This window comes from Leifsonia sp. SIMBA_070, assembly GCF_046534635.1.
In the GTDB taxonomy this organism is placed as follows: Bacteria; Actinomycetota; Actinomycetes; order Actinomycetales; family Microbacteriaceae; genus Leifsonia.
In genome coordinates this window covers 1,039,740-1,054,444 of the sequence record NZ_JAWRYK010000001.1, presented here as the reverse complement: position 1 = coordinate 1,054,444, position 14,705 = coordinate 1,039,740, and the positions used below count along the sequence as shown (strand labels likewise).

General features: G+C 71.9%; 17 protein-coding genes. 10 read left to right on the top strand and 7 right to left on the bottom strand.

What is annotated here, in order from left to right; translation table 11 throughout:
• The 4 genes from rpsO to SB754_RS04895 all read right to left on the bottom strand — a co-directional run bounded on the left by rpsO (position 1) and on the right by SB754_RS04895 (position 3,360).
• Positions 1 to 270 carry a 30S ribosomal protein S15 gene (gene rpsO / locus SB754_RS04910; protein WP_090036365.1) on the bottom strand — a complete coding sequence of 90 codons (270 nt, stop codon included), beginning with the start codon at positions 268 to 270 and terminating at the stop codon, positions 1 to 3.
• 145 nt (positions 271 to 415) lie between these two features.
• The gene (locus SB754_RS04905; protein ID WP_410781234.1) at positions 416 to 1,183 is read right to left on the bottom strand and encodes a VOC family protein; all 768 of its coding nucleotides are present in this window, start codon (positions 1,181 to 1,183) and stop codon (positions 416 to 418) included.
• A gap of 70 nt (positions 1,184 to 1,253) precedes the next feature.
• Positions 1,254 to 1,886, bottom strand: a complete 633-nt coding sequence (locus tag SB754_RS04900) for a TetR family transcriptional regulator (protein ID WP_410781233.1) — start codon at positions 1,884 to 1,886, stop codon at positions 1,254 to 1,256.
• 7 nt (positions 1,887 to 1,893) lie between these two features.
• Positions 1,894 to 3,360 (bottom strand): PLP-dependent aminotransferase family protein, encoded by a 1,467-nt coding sequence (locus SB754_RS04895; RefSeq protein WP_410781232.1) that lies wholly within the window; start codon positions 3,358 to 3,360, stop codon positions 1,894 to 1,896.
• An 80-nt stretch (positions 3,361 to 3,440) separates the two neighbouring features.
• Between SB754_RS04895 and SB754_RS04890 the strand changes: the two genes are divergently transcribed.
• Positions 3,441 to 3,881 (top strand): carboxymuconolactone decarboxylase family protein, encoded by a 441-nt coding sequence (locus SB754_RS04890; RefSeq protein WP_410781231.1) that lies wholly within the window; start codon positions 3,441 to 3,443, stop codon positions 3,879 to 3,881.
• Between the two features lie 81 nt (positions 3,882 to 3,962).
• On the opposite strand, the gene SB754_RS04885 is transcribed toward SB754_RS04890, so the two are convergent.
• Both SB754_RS04885 and SB754_RS04880 read right to left on the bottom strand, forming a co-directional pair.
• A complete protein-coding gene (locus SB754_RS04885; RefSeq protein ID WP_410781230.1) occupies positions 3,963 to 4,337 on the bottom strand; it encodes an FKBP-type peptidyl-prolyl cis-trans isomerase in 375 nt (124 codons plus the stop codon).
• Between the two features lie 76 nt (positions 4,338 to 4,413).
• Complete coding sequence (locus SB754_RS04880) at positions 4,414 to 5,376, bottom strand: DUF1996 domain-containing protein (protein WP_410781229.1); 963 nt, start codon at positions 5,374 to 5,376, stop codon at positions 4,414 to 4,416.
• 110 nt (positions 5,377 to 5,486) lie between these two features.
• Between SB754_RS04880 and SB754_RS04875 the strand changes: the two genes are divergently transcribed.
• From SB754_RS04875 to SB754_RS04865, 3 genes are read left to right on the top strand one after another with little or no spacing between them, the layout of a single operon-like run.
• Complete coding sequence (locus SB754_RS04875; protein ID WP_410781228.1) at positions 5,487 to 6,176, top strand: response regulator transcription factor; 690 nt, start codon at positions 5,487 to 5,489, stop codon at positions 6,174 to 6,176.
• Complete coding sequence (locus SB754_RS04870) at positions 6,169 to 7,554, top strand: ATP-binding protein (RefSeq protein ID WP_410781227.1); 1,386 nt, start codon at positions 6,169 to 6,171, stop codon at positions 7,552 to 7,554. The genes SB754_RS04875 and SB754_RS04870 overlap by 8 nt, the downstream gene beginning before the upstream one ends.
• Before the next feature lie 24 nt (positions 7,555 to 7,578).
• Positions 7,579 to 8,133, top strand: a complete 555-nt coding sequence (locus SB754_RS04865) for a DUF5666 domain-containing protein (protein ID WP_410781226.1) — start codon at positions 7,579 to 7,581, stop codon at positions 8,131 to 8,133.
• Between the two features lie 158 nt (positions 8,134 to 8,291).
• Here the strand turns inward: SB754_RS04865 and SB754_RS04860 are convergent, their stop codons facing one another.
• The gene (locus SB754_RS04860) at positions 8,292 to 9,689 is read right to left on the bottom strand and encodes an FAD-binding oxidoreductase (protein ID WP_410781225.1); all 1,398 of its coding nucleotides are present in this window, start codon (positions 9,687 to 9,689) and stop codon (positions 8,292 to 8,294) included.
• A 103-nt stretch (positions 9,690 to 9,792) separates the two neighbouring features.
• On the opposite strand from SB754_RS04860, the gene SB754_RS04855 reads away from it, so the two are divergent.
• The 6 genes from SB754_RS04855 to SB754_RS04830 are packed head-to-tail and all read left to right on the top strand — an operon-like array spanning position 9,793 to position 14,692.
• Entirely contained in the window at positions 9,793 to 11,340 is a 1,548-nt protein-coding gene (locus tag SB754_RS04855) for a DNA-3-methyladenine glycosylase 2 family protein (protein ID WP_410781224.1), read from the top strand.
• A gap of 38 nt (positions 11,341 to 11,378) precedes the next feature.
• Positions 11,379 to 12,143: a glycosyltransferase gene (locus SB754_RS04850; protein WP_410781223.1), complete on the top strand. Its 765-nt coding sequence runs from the start codon at positions 11,379 to 11,381 to the stop codon at positions 12,141 to 12,143.
• A 56-nt stretch (positions 12,144 to 12,199) separates the two neighbouring features.
• Positions 12,200 to 12,427 (top strand): hypothetical protein, encoded by a 228-nt coding sequence (locus tag SB754_RS04845; protein WP_410781222.1) that lies wholly within the window; start codon positions 12,200 to 12,202, stop codon positions 12,425 to 12,427.
• Positions 12,424 to 12,810, top strand: a complete 387-nt coding sequence (locus SB754_RS04840) for a type II toxin-antitoxin system death-on-curing family toxin (protein WP_410781221.1) — start codon at positions 12,424 to 12,426, stop codon at positions 12,808 to 12,810. The genes SB754_RS04845 and SB754_RS04840 overlap by 4 nt, the downstream gene beginning before the upstream one ends.
• A gap of 44 nt (positions 12,811 to 12,854) precedes the next feature.
• Entirely contained in the window at positions 12,855 to 13,742 is an 888-nt protein-coding gene (locus SB754_RS04835; RefSeq protein ID WP_410781220.1) for a fumarylacetoacetate hydrolase family protein, read from the top strand.
• A 35-nt stretch (positions 13,743 to 13,777) separates the two neighbouring features.
• Positions 13,778 to 14,692, top strand: coding sequence for an alpha/beta fold hydrolase (locus SB754_RS04830; protein ID WP_410781219.1), 915 nt, complete (start codon positions 13,778 to 13,780; stop codon positions 14,690 to 14,692).
• Positions 14,693 to 14,705 lie beyond the last annotated feature (13 nt).

The window sequence follows — 14,705 nt, the reverse complement described above, 5'->3', positions numbered from 1 at the left end:
CTAGCGACGAAGGCCGAGACGCTCGATGAGCGAGCGGTAGCGGCTGATGTCGATGTCTGCCAGGTAACCCAGCAGACGGCGACGCTGACCGACCAGCAGAAGCAGGCCACGACGCGAGTGGTGGTCGTGCTTGTGCTCCTTGAGGTGCTCGGTGAGGTCCTTGATCCGCTTGGTGAGGATCGCGACCTGCACCTCGGGGGATCCGGTGTCACCGGGGTGGGTAGCGTACTCTTCGATGATCGCCTTCTTGGTGTCTGCATCCAGCGCCATAGAGGGATCCCCTTTCTGCTCGTTGCGCGGTGCCCGGGGCCGTATGCCTGGGCTCTCTTGATCCGCGGCCGTTCGACGGCAACTGGAAGAGTCTACCAGAAGCACCGGGCGCGACCGTCCGCGCGGACGGGGGTGAGAGCGGGCGTCAGAGCGGCTCGGGCTCCGGTTCCAGCAGGGCGAAGACCGCCCCTTGCGGGTCCACGATCTCGGCCCAGCGGCCGACGCCCGGTGCCGAGAGCGGCTCCGTGCGCAGCGTGCCGCCGAGCTCTGCGGCCCGCACCGCTGCGGCATCGAGATCGGCCACGTTGAAGTAGACGAGCCAGTGAGTCGGATCCGAACCGTCGGATGTGTAGGCGCCGGCCACGCTGGTCTCCCCCACATCGAAGAGCCCGTACGGCTCGTCGCCGACACGCATCTCGCTGACGCCGACGCCGAGCACCGACTCGTAGAAGCGGAAGGTCGACGCTGGGTCGGCGGCGACGAGTTCCAGCCAGTCGACCGCCCCCGGCTCGTCGCGGAGCCACGGCGCGTTCTGCTCGCGGAGCTGCCACAGCCCGACGACGGCGCCGGCCGGGTCGGCCACGATCGCGAGCCGGATGCCGGGCACGGTCTCTGCTGGTTCCAACAGGACGGTGCCGCCCGCGGCGCGAGCCGCGTCGGCCGCCGCCCCGAGGTCGTCGACAGCGAAGTAGGCCGTCCATGCGGTCGGCACGTCGTCGCTGGGAAGCGGGCCGAGTGCGGCGACGGCGACACCGCGCACGGTGGCGAGGGCGAAGTCGCCCGTCTCCGGCCGCGCGGGTCCGACCTCCCACCCGAACAGCTCGCGGTAGAAGTCGGCGGCGGCGGGCTGGTCGGCGCTCTGCAGGTCCACCCAGATGGGGGTGCCGTGCGGGAACGTGTCTTCGATCGGCATGGCCTCACGCTACTCGCCCGGACCGCGCGGCGGCGAGAGGCGGCGAGAGGCGGCGAGCGGAGGTGGCGCCTCAGATGCCGCCCAGCACGGCGTCGATCGCCGCGACGACCACGGGCGCGGGCGCGCCGTCGTCCTCGCGCGCCCACCACAGGAGCGCCGAGAAGATCGTGGAGCTGACGGCATCCGTGGTCACCTGGGCGCGCAGGCTGTCCGCATCCACTCCGAGCCGCCCGGCGAGGAAACCCAGGAGCAGACCGCGGTGGGCCGACATCCCGGTGAGGCCGAAGCCGATCAGGGAGGGGTGCGCGCCCATCAGCGCGAGGCGGCGCCGGGTGGCCTCCTCCGCCTCCGGCGAGAGGGTGAGCGCCGACGTGACGGCGTGCGCCAGGACTTCGCGCACCGACCAGCCGGCCGGGGCGTCCTCGAGGACGGCGTGCATGGGACCGACGACGGGTTCGATGCCGCCCCAGACCAGGGCCGGCTTGCTCGGGAAGTAGCGGAACAGCGTGCGGCGGCCGATGCCGGCGAGCTCGGCGATGTCATCCATGGTCGTCTGCTCGTACCCGTGCTCGCCGAAGTGCCGCAGCGCCAGCAGGGCCACCTGCTCCGGGTCGACATCGGCAGGCCGGCCGCGGCGTCGCGGCATGGGCGGCGCGGGCGGGGTCGGCGCCGCGGAGGCTGCGGCGGCATCCGGGGACGTCATCCTCCGATCATTCCACCCGTCGGTCCGCTGCGCCGACGTCCTCGCGCGCGATCGCGTCGGCGAGGATCCTCAGGCCGTCCGGGATCTGCGCGGCGGTGATGCTGCCGAAGCCGAGGAGGATGCCGTCCGGCCCGTGCCCCAGCCGGAACCGGGAGACCGGCTGCACGCCGACCCCTGCGACAGCCGCCCGTTCGGCGATGCGAGCCCCATCGAAGTGCCGATCGCCGGCCCGGGCGAGGAGCGCAAGGTGCAGCCCGGCCGCCGACGGCACCGGCTCCAGGCCGGGGAGCAGCCCGCCGGCCTCCCGCAGGAGCAGTGCGTGGCGTTCCTCATACACCCGCGTCGCCGATCGGAGATGGCGGGCGAAGCCTCCCGAGTCGAGGAACCGGGCCATCGCCCGCTGCGTCACCGTGTCGTTGTGCCAGTCGGTCAGCCGCTTGGCGTGACGCAGCGCGTGCAACAGCGCGGGCGGAGCGATGACGAAACCCAGCCGGAGGGCGGGCAGCATCGTCTTGGAGAACGTGCCCACGTAGACCACGCGGCCCTCGGAATCCAAACGCTGCAGCGGGTCGAGGGGCCGGGCGCCGAAGCGGTACTCGCTGTCGTAGTCGTCCTCGACGATGACGGCGTCGTACCGCGCGGCCCACTCCAGCAGGGCGACGCGGCGCTCGAGCGGGAGCACTCCGCCGAGCGGGAACTGGTGCGATGGCGTCACGTATACCAGCCGCGCGGGCGGAAGGAGGTCGACGCGCAGGCCGCTGCCGTCGACGGGCACCGGCACAACGCGCGCACCGGCCATCTCGAACAGCTGACGCATCGGCGGGTAGCCCGGATCCTCGACGGCGACCGTGTCACCGGGGCGCAGCAGCACCCGGGCGAGGAGGTCGAACGCCTGCTGAGCGCCGCTCGTCACCACCACATCGGAGGGCTCCGCCGCGACCGAGCGGGAGACGCCGAGATGGCGGGCGATCCCCTCCCTCAGCCGCGCGACTCCCGCTGGGTCGTCATAGTCCGCGCTGCGGACGAAGGACCCGCGCAGCTCGGCGGCGACGTAGTGGCGCCAGGTCTCCAGCGGGAACAGGGCGGGGTCGGGCGAGCCGATGCGGAAGTCGTACGCGATGGGCAGCGGCTCGGCCCACAGCGGGTCGTCGACCTGGCGCCAGGCGGCTGTCGGCCGAGCAGCCGACGGTCGCGCGGCGCCGCGGCCTTCACCCCGCAGAGAGCCTCGAGCCGCCGCCGCGTAGGCGACGAACGTGCCTGCTCCCACGCGCGACACGAGGTAGCCCTCGGCGGTGAGGCGCTCGTACGCGGTGGAGACGGTCGAGCGCGAGACCTGCAGGCGCTCCGCGAGCTCCCGGGTCGCCGGAAGCCGGTCGCCGTGCCGCAGGCGGCCATCCAGCACGGCGTCCCGCAGCTGGCGGTAGATGCGCTCGGCGCGGTCGCCCCGCCCGGCGATGGCGACGTGGATGTCCACAGCGCACCTCCGATTGGTCCGATCAGAATCGGTGGAATTGGATCTTACACCGCGCCATTGAGGTCCCTAGCGTTGGGGTCATGACAGAACGAATCCAGCTCCCGTCCGTCACCCCCGAGGGGTACCGCAAGGTCGTCAACCTGGACGGCTACGTCGGCGGAGTAGTCGAGGAGCCCCTCGGCGACCTGATCAAGCTCCGCGCATCGCAGGTGAACGGCTGCACCTATTGCGTCGACATGCACTCCGTCGACCTCCAGGGCCGGGGCGTGCCGCTGCGCAAGGTCTTCGCCGTCGCCGCCTGGCGCGAGTCCCCCTGGTTCACCGACCGGGAGCGGACCGCGCTCGAACTGACCGAGGCGGTCACCCTCATCCACCAGGAGGGGCTCCCCGACGAGCTCTACGAGCGGGCGCTTGCGGAATTCGGCGAGACCGGACTGGCGAACCTGCTGCTCGCCATCGCGACCATCAACATCTGGAACCGCATCGCCATCCCCACCCGCATGCAGCCCGCCAGCCTCTGAGCCGCCTGAAAGAACCCGCCTGAAACGCGAAGCGCTCCCCCGGCGACTGCCGAGGGAGCGCTTGCGGTCTCGCGGAACCGCTCAGCTGACGCCGAGCAGGTCGATCACGAAGATGAGGGTCTTGCCGGACAGCGGGTGACCGCCGCCGGCCGGGCCGTAGGCGAGCGCCGGCGGGACGGTGAGCTTGCGGCGTCCGCCGACCTTCATGCCGGGGATGCCCTCCTGCCAGCCCTTGATGAGGTTGTTGAGCGGGAAGTTGATCGACTGCCCGCGGCTCCACGACGAGTCGAACTCCTCGCCGGTCTCGTACTCGACGCCGAGGTAGTGCACGTCGACCTTGGCGCCGGGGGTGGCCTCCTGGCCGCTGCCCTCGACGATGTCGACGATCTCGAGGGTCTCGGGAGCCGGGCCCTCTGGAGCGTCGACTTCGGGCTTCTGGTTGGTGTCTTCTGCCATGTGACCCATCCAACCGGTGCGCGCGGGCCGCGTCAAAGCGCGTTCGCTGTGCGCGCACCCGTGCGGCCCGGCGTCATCACGACCGTCTCGCGCTCTTACCGCCTTCCGGCAGAGCGTCCGCGCCGCGCACCGGGCCGCAGCGCACCTGGGCGGTGTCGCAGGCGGCCGCGTCGGCGTCCATCCGCTGCTGGTCCCATCCGCTGACGAAGTCGGCGTGCCCGGTGACGGGCGGTCCCTGCGTCTGCGGTCCCGTGGAGAGGGTGATGCCGGCACCGCTGGAGGTCGGATAGCTGACGTGCAGCACGAGCTGCGGGATGTGGACCGGGTGCGAGGCGGGGCATCCGCTGTCGGTCGCATACACGGCGCCGGACCGGTCGCGGCCGTCGAAGGTGTGCCCGTCCCAGCAGTTCGGGAAGGTGATCACGAGCCGCAGCTGCGACCCGGCCGGGCAGTCGTGCGGAGCGTCTCCTCGGGCGGGGCGCGGCTCGGCGGCCGTGGTCGTGCAGGTCCAGTCGACGACGGACGTGCTCTGCGGCGCTGTGGCCGTCTCGTCCCCCGCGATGAGGCTGATGCCGCTGGGCATGCTGGTCGTGGTCGCCGCGATGCCCGCCGGCGTGCGCCAGTACAGCAGCGTGCGGGAGGGGGTGAGCGCCCGGCCGTTCTGGTACAGCACGGGCGTCCAGTAGGCGGACGAGTCGGCCGTCGTGGAGCACGTCGTCGAACCGCCGCGGAGTCTCGGCGCGGTCGAGGAGGCGGTCACGGAGCGGTTGCCGAAGAAGTCGTGCTGCATCGACATCCCGGTCATCCCCGGCATCATGATGGGATCGTTCGGCGCCCGGGAGGCCGGCGCGCAGGTGTCCGTGAAGATGCCCGGATTGCTGCCACCGGACGGGAAGCCCGCGGTCGGCACGCTCGGCGGAGTCGCGGCACTCACCGCCGCCGCTGTGACGGCGGCGGTCCCGGCGGCGAGGACGAGAGCCGCAGCCGCAGCGATCGAGAGCGCGATGGTCGCACAGGGACGGGGATGCAGAGAAGCCATGCGCCGAGTGCACGCCCGACGCGTTCGGAACGTGAGAGCGCAATGTAAAGAAACGGTAAGGCGACCGCGAAACGACCCGGCGACGTCGCCGCCCCCGGCAGGATGGTGGAGTGGGCGAAGACAAGGGTCTGGTGCTGATCGTCGAAGACGAGGCGAGCATCGTCGACCTCGAACGGCTGTATCTCACGAACGCCGGCTTCGGCGTGCACACCGAGACCGACGGAGCCAGGGCTCTCGCGGCCGTCTCCCGCCTCCACCCCGCCGCGATCGTGCTCGATATCGGCATCCCCGGGGTCGACGGGCTCGAACTCTGTCGCGTCCTGCGCGCACGCGGCGACTGGACGCCTGTCGTTTTCGTCACGGCGCGCGACGACGAGGTGGACCGCATCCTGGGCCTGGAACTCGGCGCGGACGACTACCTGACCAAACCGTTCTCGCCCCGTGAGCTGGTCGCCCGAGTGCGCGCCCTGATCCGCCGTTCCACCGTCTCGGCCCGGCCCGAGCTTCGACGGATCGGAGACGTCAGGCTCGACCCGGTCCGCCGACGCGTCGACGTCGCGGACAGACGGGTGGAGCTGACGGCGACCGAGTTCGACCTGCTGGAGCACCTGATGTCGCAGCCAGGACGGGTGTTCACGCGCGAACAACTGCTCTCCTCCGTCTGGGGAGTCGCCGACTACAGCAGCAGCCGGACCGTGGACGTGCATGTGGCGCAGCTGCGCGTGAAGCTGGGGGACGCGTCCGACCTGATCAGGACCGTGCGGGGAGTCGGCTACAGCGCGGCGGAACAGGATGGCTGAACGACGGCCGGCCCGGGGGTGGTGGGCCTCCTCCCTCACCGGCCGGATCATGCTCGCCACCTTCGTGGTCGGCCTCATCGCCGTGCTCGTCACCGCTCTGATCTCGCTCCAGGTGGTGCAGAGCGTCGCCGAGAGCCAGGCCCGCCAGCAGCTGAAGGCGCAGGCGACAGCACTCGTGAAAGCACGGGCGACCGGATCCCCCGTCGCCGAGGCCCGGCTGGAGGCGCTCGGCGACCGGTTCGCCACGGTTCTTCCCGACGGTACGGTGACCGGTGGCGCCCGACGCTCCGTGGGGCCGGCGGTCGTGCGACAGCTGCGGGCAGGACACGCCGTGTCCGGAACCACCACGCTGGGCGGGAAGGATGCCGTCCTCGTCGGGATCCCCACCCCGGACGGCGGCGGGATCGTCGGTGTGCGCAAGGTCGCCGACATCGCCGCCGCCAATGCGGACCTCGTCCGGTGGCTCATCGTCGCCCTGGTGGTCGGCCTCGGCGCGGCCAGCGTCGCCGGCATCCTGCTGGCCCGGCGACTGGGAAAGCCGCTGAGCCGGCTGGCTGCGAGCGCGAGAGAGCTCGCCGCCGGTCGCCGCGGCGTCGTCATCGACCAGGAGCCCGTCGCCGAGATCGACGACATCGCCCGGGCTCTCCGCGGGCTGGACTCGGCCCTGTCGGTGAGCGAGGACCGGCAGCGGGAGTTCCTCCTCTCGGTGTCGCACGAGATCCGCACCCCGCTGACCGCCATCCGGGGCTATGCGGAGGCGCTCGCCGACGGTGTCGTCGCCCCGGACGACGTCGCGCAGGCCGGCCGAGTGCTGTCCGCGGAGTCCGAGCGTCTGCGGCTGTTCCTGGACGACCTGTTGGAGCTCGCCAGACTCGAAGCCGACGACTTCACCCTCGACGCGCAACGCGTGGATGCACGGCAGACCGTCGAGCGGGCGGTGACCGCCTGGAGCGGCGCCGCCTCGCGTGCCGGGGTGCTGCTCGCGGCCGACATCCCGAGCACGCCGGTCGTCGTCACGACGGACGAGATGCGGCTGAGACAGGTTGTCGACGGTCTGATCGAGAACGCCCTCCGGGTGACGCCCGAAGGAGGCCCGGTCGTGGTGGCCTCGCGGCTCGAGGGCGACGTCGTCCGGCTGGCCGTCCGCGACGGAGGTCCGGGCCTCAGCGCCGACGATGCGGCGATCGCGTTCGAACGCGGCGCCCTGCACGCGCGTTACCGGGACGTGCGGTCGGTCGGCACGGGCCTTGGACTGTCGATAGCGCACCGTCTCGTGGGGCGGATGGGCGGCTCGATCGCGGTGACACGCGCGCCGGAAGGCGGCGCGGAGTTCAGCGTCTCTTTACCGTCCTCTTACACAGCCCCGGCACTGCGCTGACATCCCGCTGCGACGCTGGGGACCATGAACATCGATGAGAACCCGCAACCCGACGAGCAGCCCACCCGGCCGCTCGGCAGCGAGAGCCCGGAGACGCCGGCCGGCGCCTCCCCCGCCTCCCTCCGCCGGCGCGTGCTGGGCCTCAGCATCGTCGCCGCCGTCCTGGCCGTGATCGTCGTCGCCGGCGGCACGGCGTGGGGCGTCTCTGCGGCGATCGCCGGGACGCGGTCCAGCGCATCCGCGCCGATGGCGAGCACGGCCTCCCACACTCACGCGTCGAAGAGCGGCAAGCACCCCGGACGCAAGGCCCACGGCGCCGTCGGCACCATCACCGCGATCGACGGCGGCAGCTGGACCATCCACGCCGCCTCGGGCGCGACCGTCACGGTGAAGGTGAGCTCGAGCACCGCGTTCGGAACGAAGAAGAGCCCGGCGACGCAGGCCTCTTTCGCTGTCGGCGACAGGATCGGCGCGCTGGGGTTCCGCTCAGGCGATACCGTGACGGCGACGCGGATCGTGCACCTCCCGGTGCACGCGCACACGTCACGTCCGACGCCCGCACCGACCGCCGGCGCCTGAGCGGGACGCCGCCGGACGCCGCCGGACGACGCCGCGACGATCGGGGGTTGCGCTCCGCCGTGCGGCGGAGCATTCTTAATGGCATAACTCGATCCCCCGGGAGCGCTGCAGGCATCGCCGCACCACCGGGGGTCGAGTCTGTTAAGGGCCCGCGTCCGTCAGCGGCCGCCGAACACCTTGCCCGGGTTGAGGATGCCGAGCGGGTCGAACACGGACTTCAGCTTCACCTGCAGCTCGTACGAGTCCGGGCCGAGCTCGTCCGCCAGCCACCGCCGCTTCAGCACGCCGACACCGTGCTCGCCGGTGAGCGTGCCACCGAGCTGGATCGCGGCGCGGAACAGGTCGTTGGCGGCATCCCACACCGCATCGGGCACAGTGTCACCGGTGTACACGAAGTTGGGGTGGAGGTTGCCGTCGCCGGCGTGCGCGACAGTCGGGATGGGGATGCCGTAGCGCTCGGAGATCCGCTCGATCGCGGCGAACATCTCGGGCATGCGCGAGCGCGGAACGGCGACGTCCTCGATCAGCACCTCGCCTCCGGACGCGAGCGCCGGATGGAAGGCGCGCCGCAGCGCGAGCAGGCGCTCGCCCTCCTCGGAGTCCGCGGCGACGCGGACGGAGCCGCCGGTCTCCCCCAGGAGGCGGCCGGCGGCTCCGGCGTCCGCACCTGCCGTCGGCCCGTCGAACTGCACGAGCAGATAGGCGGCGCCGGCACTCGCGCCGAACGCCTCCTCGATCCGGTCGCGGCCCAGGTACGCGGAGATCCGCTCGAGCGACGGGGCGTCGAGCAGCTCCATGACGGCCGGCCGCAGCTGGGCTGCGGTGATCCGCGCGGACGCCTCGGCCGCCGCCCGGACGTCGGCGAACAGCGCCCCGAGGGTCACCGGCTCCCCCGGCGGGATGGGCTGGACGCGGACGGTCGCCTCCACGATGACGCCGAGGGTGCCCTCCGATCCCACGAACAGGGCGGTGAGGTCGTAGCCGGTGACGCCCTTCACGGTGCGGTGACCGGTGCGGACGATGCGCCCGTCGGCGAGGACGACGGTGAGCGCGAGGACGGCCTCCCGCGTCACGCCGTATTTGGCGCACAGCAGGCCGCCGGCATTCGTGGCGATGTTGCCTCCGACGGTCGAGATCGCCTTGCTCGCCGGGTCGGGGGCGAAGAAGAGCCCGTACGGCGCGAGCGCGGTGTTGAGGTCGCCGTTGATCACGCCCGGCTCGACCACGGCGAGCTGATCCTCGGCCGAGATCTCCAGGATGCGGTTCATCGAGGAGACGTCGAGGACGATCGAGCCGTCCGTTCCGTTCGCTCCCCCGGCGAGGCCGGTGCCCGCTCCGCGCGGGACGACGGGGACGCGGAACTCGCTCGCCGCCCGCAGTGTGGCCTGAACGTGCTCGACCGATCGCGCGGTGACGATGGCGCGCGGCGAGCCCTCCGCCGCCCAGCCCGAGCGGTCGGTCCGCGCCGCATCGAGGAGGGCCGGGTCGGTCGTGAGCACACCGTCGGCGAGCGCCTCCTCGCCGAGAGCGGACGAGAGCCAGTCGAGGACATCCATGCGTCCAGGCTATCCAGAGCCAATGGGCGGACAGCGCAGGGCGGTCTGCACTGATGTCCGATTCCCGCTATTCCCTGTCGGTGGATGGTGTCAGGCTGAGGGCATGAGCATCGCGCACCCCGTCTCCTCCGCCGCCGCCGCGCGGGCGGCCGACCCGCTGACGGACCCGGTCTTCGCCGAGCGGTACCGGGCGATGAGCGCACGGGACGCGCGGTTCGACGGGCAGTTCATCACCGGTGTCCACTCCACCGGCATCTACTGCCGGCCCAGTTGCCCGGCGGTCACGCCGAAGCCCGGCAACGTCTCCTTCTACCTCACCGCCGCGGCCGCACACGAGGCGGGGCTGCGCGCCTGCAAGCGCTGCCTGCCGGATGCCGTGCCCGGCTCTCCGCAGTGGAACGTACGGGACGACCTGGCGGCACGCGCCATGCGCCTCATCGCGGACGGCACGGTCGAACGGGAGGGCGTCCCCGGCCTCGCCCGCCGGCTCGGCTACACACCGCGTCACCTGAATCGCGTGCTGACCTCCGAGCTGGGGGCGGGGCCGCTCGCCCTCGCCCGGGCGCACCGGGCGCAGACGGCGCGGCTGCTGCTCACCGGCACCGACCTCCCGATCACCGACGTCGCGTTCGCCGCCGGGTTCAGCAGTGTCCGTCAGTTCAACGAGACCGTGGCCGAGGTGTACCGGCTGACGCCGGGCGCCATCCGTGCGGCCGCGCGCCGTGCACCGGTGGCGGCGCACCGGCAGGCGGGCGCCGTCTCGCTGGGGCTGCGGCTGCCGGCTCGGGCCCCGTTCGACGGAGCATCCGTCATCGGGTTCCTCGCCGCGCGGGCGATCGAGGGCGTGGAGGCCGCAGGAGCGGACGGCTCGTACACACGTGCCCTGCGGCTGCCGCACGGCCCGGCCGTGGTGCGCCTGACCGCGACCGGGACGCCCGCGGCGCCGTCGGTGCAGTGCGACGCGGCACTGTCCGACGTCGCGGACCTCGCACCGCTGGTCGCCCGTGTGCGCCGGCTCCTCGACCTGGATGCTGACGCGGAGGCGATCGACGCCGTCCTGTCGGCCGACCCTGCGCTCGCTCCCAGCGTCGCGGCGCGGCCCGGCCTCCGCCTCCCCGGCGCGGTGGACGCGGACGAGATCGTGTTCCGCGCCCTCATCGGGCAGCAGGTGTCGGTCGCGGCAGCCCGGACGGCGCTCACGCGTCTGACGGACGCGCTGGGCGAGCCGGTCGCACTGGAGGCGCCGGGCGGGGGCGCTCCTGCCAGCGCCTCGTTCACCCGGCTGTTCCCGACCGCGGAGGCCATCGCCGAACGCGGACGGGAGGTGCTCCGCGGACCCGCGCGCCGCATCGACGCGATCATCGGCGCGGCGGAGGCGCTCGCCGACGGCAGCCTCCGCATCGACGTCGGCGAATCCCGCCAAGAGCTGGAGCGGCGACTGCTCGCCCTGCCCGGGATCGGCCCCTGGACCGCCGGCTACATCGCGCTCCGTGTGCTCGGCAGCCCCGACATCCTGCTCACCGGCGACCTCGCCCTGCGGCAGGGCGCCGCGCGGCTCGGGCTGCCGGCGGAGCCCAAGGCGCTGGCGGCCTACGGGACGCGCTGGGCGCCCTGGCGCAGCTACGCCGGCCTCCACCTCTGGCGTGCGTGAGAAGGTGAGCTCCACCGCGCACGCGTAGGATCGCATTCGTGCCCTCCCTGTCCGTCGTCATCCCCGTACTCGACGACGCCGAGATGCTGGCCCGCTGCCTCGCCGCCCTGGCGGTCCAGTTGCGGCCGGCCGACGAGATCGTCGTGGTCGACAACGGCAGCACCGACGACACCGCCGCCGTCGCCCGCTCGGCCGGGGCCCGGGTCGTCGAGCAGCCGGTGCGCGGCATCTGGCCTGCGGCCTCCGCCGGGTACGACGCGGCCACCGGCGACATCATCGCCCGCCTCGACGCCGACTCCCGGCCCCCGGAGGACTGGTTGCTGCACATCGAGGCGGAGCTGGTCGACGCCCCCGAGGTCGGCGTGCTGACCGGCCGGGGCGTCTTCTACGACGGAAACCCGTTCGTCGCCGGCATCGGGCAGGTGCTGTACATCGGCGGCTACTTCTGGTCGATGGGACTGTGGCTGGGCAACCCGCCGATCTTCGGCTCGAACTTCGCGATGCGCCGCGAGGTGTGGCTGGAGGTGCGCGACCGGGTCCACCGCGACCGCAGCGACATCCACGACGACCTCGACCTCTCCTTCCACCTGGCGATGGAGACCGTGGTCCGCTACGACGAGCGGCTCACCGTCGGAATCTCGGCCCGGCCGTTCGCCACCTTGAACGGCTTCGGTCGCCGCCTGCGCTGGGCGTACACCACCCTCAGCATGCACTTGCCGGACCAGTCCCCCTGGCGCCGCCGGATCGTGCGCCGCCGCCGCGCCCGCGACGAGCAGAACGAGGCGCCCGGCGCCGTGGCCTGACGGCCCACAACCCGGGTATATACTGTGTCGACCGCAGTATATAGGAGGGGACCACGATGCCGGAGACCGCCACCCCGCGCCGAAGCAAGAAGCTCATCGCGTTCCGCGAAGATCAGATTGCCGCGCTCGCAGCCATCGCTGCCGACACGCACTCCACTTTCACGGCTACCGTGCTCGACGCTGTCGACTCCTATGTCGCCGCACACGATCACACGACCCAGCAGATCGTCGATCGACTGGTCGACATCAACGCGGGGCTGATCGAGCGCCTCAGGGACGCGTGAACACCAGGTATCCGACGCTGGAAGACGCCCTCGTCGTCATTCGAGCCGTCCACGGTGGCGAGCCGCTCCGCTATGTCCGCGACACCGTGCTCCTGCAGTCCGCTCTCGAACGTCCGAGTGCGACGCTCTTCGGGAGAGACGCATACCCCGACATCCATACGAAGGCCGCGGCGCTCTTGCACTCCTTGCTTCGCAATCACGCTCTCATCGATGGAAACAAACGGACAGGATGGATCCTCTGCGCCCTGTTCTTCGCCATGAACGGCTTCGAGGAGAAGTACGACGAGGACGCGATGTTCGACTTCGTCCTAGCCGTGGCCGCTGGGCGGATCGAGGATGTCAAACAGATCGCCGAGCGGCTGGCGGAGTGGTTCGCCCGATAGCCGGCGCGTTCGGCTGCGGGCCGCATCCCCGATAGCCTGTATCGGTGAGATTCTCGCACCTCAGCACCGCCGCAGATCCAAAGCCCCGCCTGGCCGCCGTCATCGAAGACGGAGCGCTCTTCCTCGACGAGGTGATGGCGCAGCCGCCGCGGGATCTGCAGGAGCTGATCGAGCGCGGCGACGAGGGGCTCGCCGAGGTCCGCGGCGTCGTAGCCGAGGCGGAGGCGGCGATGGAGGCCACGGGGGCCGGCCTCCCGAGCGTCCACGAACTCCGCCACGCGTCAGCGATCCTCCGGCCGCCGCACGTCATCGCGATCGGCGCCAACTACGCCGCGCACGCCTCCGAGTTGAAGCTCCGGAGCGAGAAGGCGGCGACCGTCTTCAACCTGTGGCCCAACTCCCTCGCCGGGCATGGCGGCACGACGAGTTGGCCGGCCGACCTCTCCACCCAGGTCGACTACGAGGCCGAGCTGGGCGTCGTCATGGGCAAGCCCGCACGAAACGTCTCGGTCCGCGACGCCCTCGACTATGTCTGGGGCTACACGGTGGTCAACGACATCACCGCGCGCGACCTCCAGTTCTCGGAGGCCCAGTGGTCGCGCTGCAAGTCGTTCGACGGCTTCACCCCGACCGGTCCCGTGGTCGTGACCGCGGACGAGGTCCCCGACCCGCAAGACCTGTGGCTGACGACCAACGTCGACGGCACCATCCTGCAGGACGCCTCGACGGCCGACATGGTGCGGTCCGTGCCCGAGCTCATCGAGTTCCTGTCCCGCTCGGTCACCATCCCGCCGGGGACGTTGATCTCCACCGGCAGCCCCGGCGGCGCGGGCTACTCGCGGACGCCTCCCGTGTTCCTGCGCGACCGGTCGACGGTCACAGTGTCGATCGGCGGGATCGGCTATCTCACTACCTACTGCCGGGTCACGTGAGACGGAGCGAGCCCCCGGTGGGCTAGCGTAGTTCCGTGTCCATCGGAGAGCGGCGACCCGTGACGGGCGGAGACGACGAGGCTTCGCGCCTCGATGCCGCCCTGCCCGACATCGACTGGTCCGTCGCCCCGGTCGGCACCGTGTTCTCCCGGTTCCGTGCGCCGAGCGGTGAGCTGGCGGTCGCCTCCCTCGGCGACCCGGCCGACCCCCGCGTGGTCCTCATTCCTGGCGTCACCGGGTCGAAGGAGGACTTCTACCTGCTCGCGCCCATCCTGGTCGCCGCCGGGTACCACGTGCAGAGCTTCGACATGGCCGGGCAGTACGAGTCGGCCGAGGCCGGGCCGCCGGCGGGCGGCGGCCACTACACGTACGACCTGCTCGTCGGGGACGTGATCGCCTTCCTTGAGGAGGGCGGGCCGGCCCACGTGCTCGGCTACTCGTTCGCGGGCATCCTGGCCCAGCTTGCTCTGGTCGAACGACCCGATCTGTTCCGCTCCCTCACCCTGCTCACCGCTCCCCCCGAGCCCGGGCAGGCCTTCCGCGGCGTCCGCATCATCGGCTGGCTCAGCTGGCTCACCACCGCACGTCAGGGCGCAGGGCTCATGATCTGGGGCATCGTCACGAACAGGAACCGCGTCTCCGACAGCCGGCTGGCGTTCGTGCGGTCCCGCTTCTCCCTGACCCGGCGCTCCAGCGTGGACGACATCGTCGGTCTGATGAAGCAGGTGCCGGACGTGCGGGTGCAGGTGGCCGCCAGCGGAATCCCCCTGCTGGTCGTGACCGGCGACCACGACCTGTGGCCGACCCATCTGCACGCGGCGAACGCGAAAGCCCTCGGCGCGCGGCTCGCCGTGTACCGCACCGGGCACAGCCCGTGCGAGACCGCGCCGCACCAGCTGGGACGCGACATGATCGCCCTGTTCCGCGAGGCGGAGTCCGGCGGGAACTGACCCGCCGGAGCCC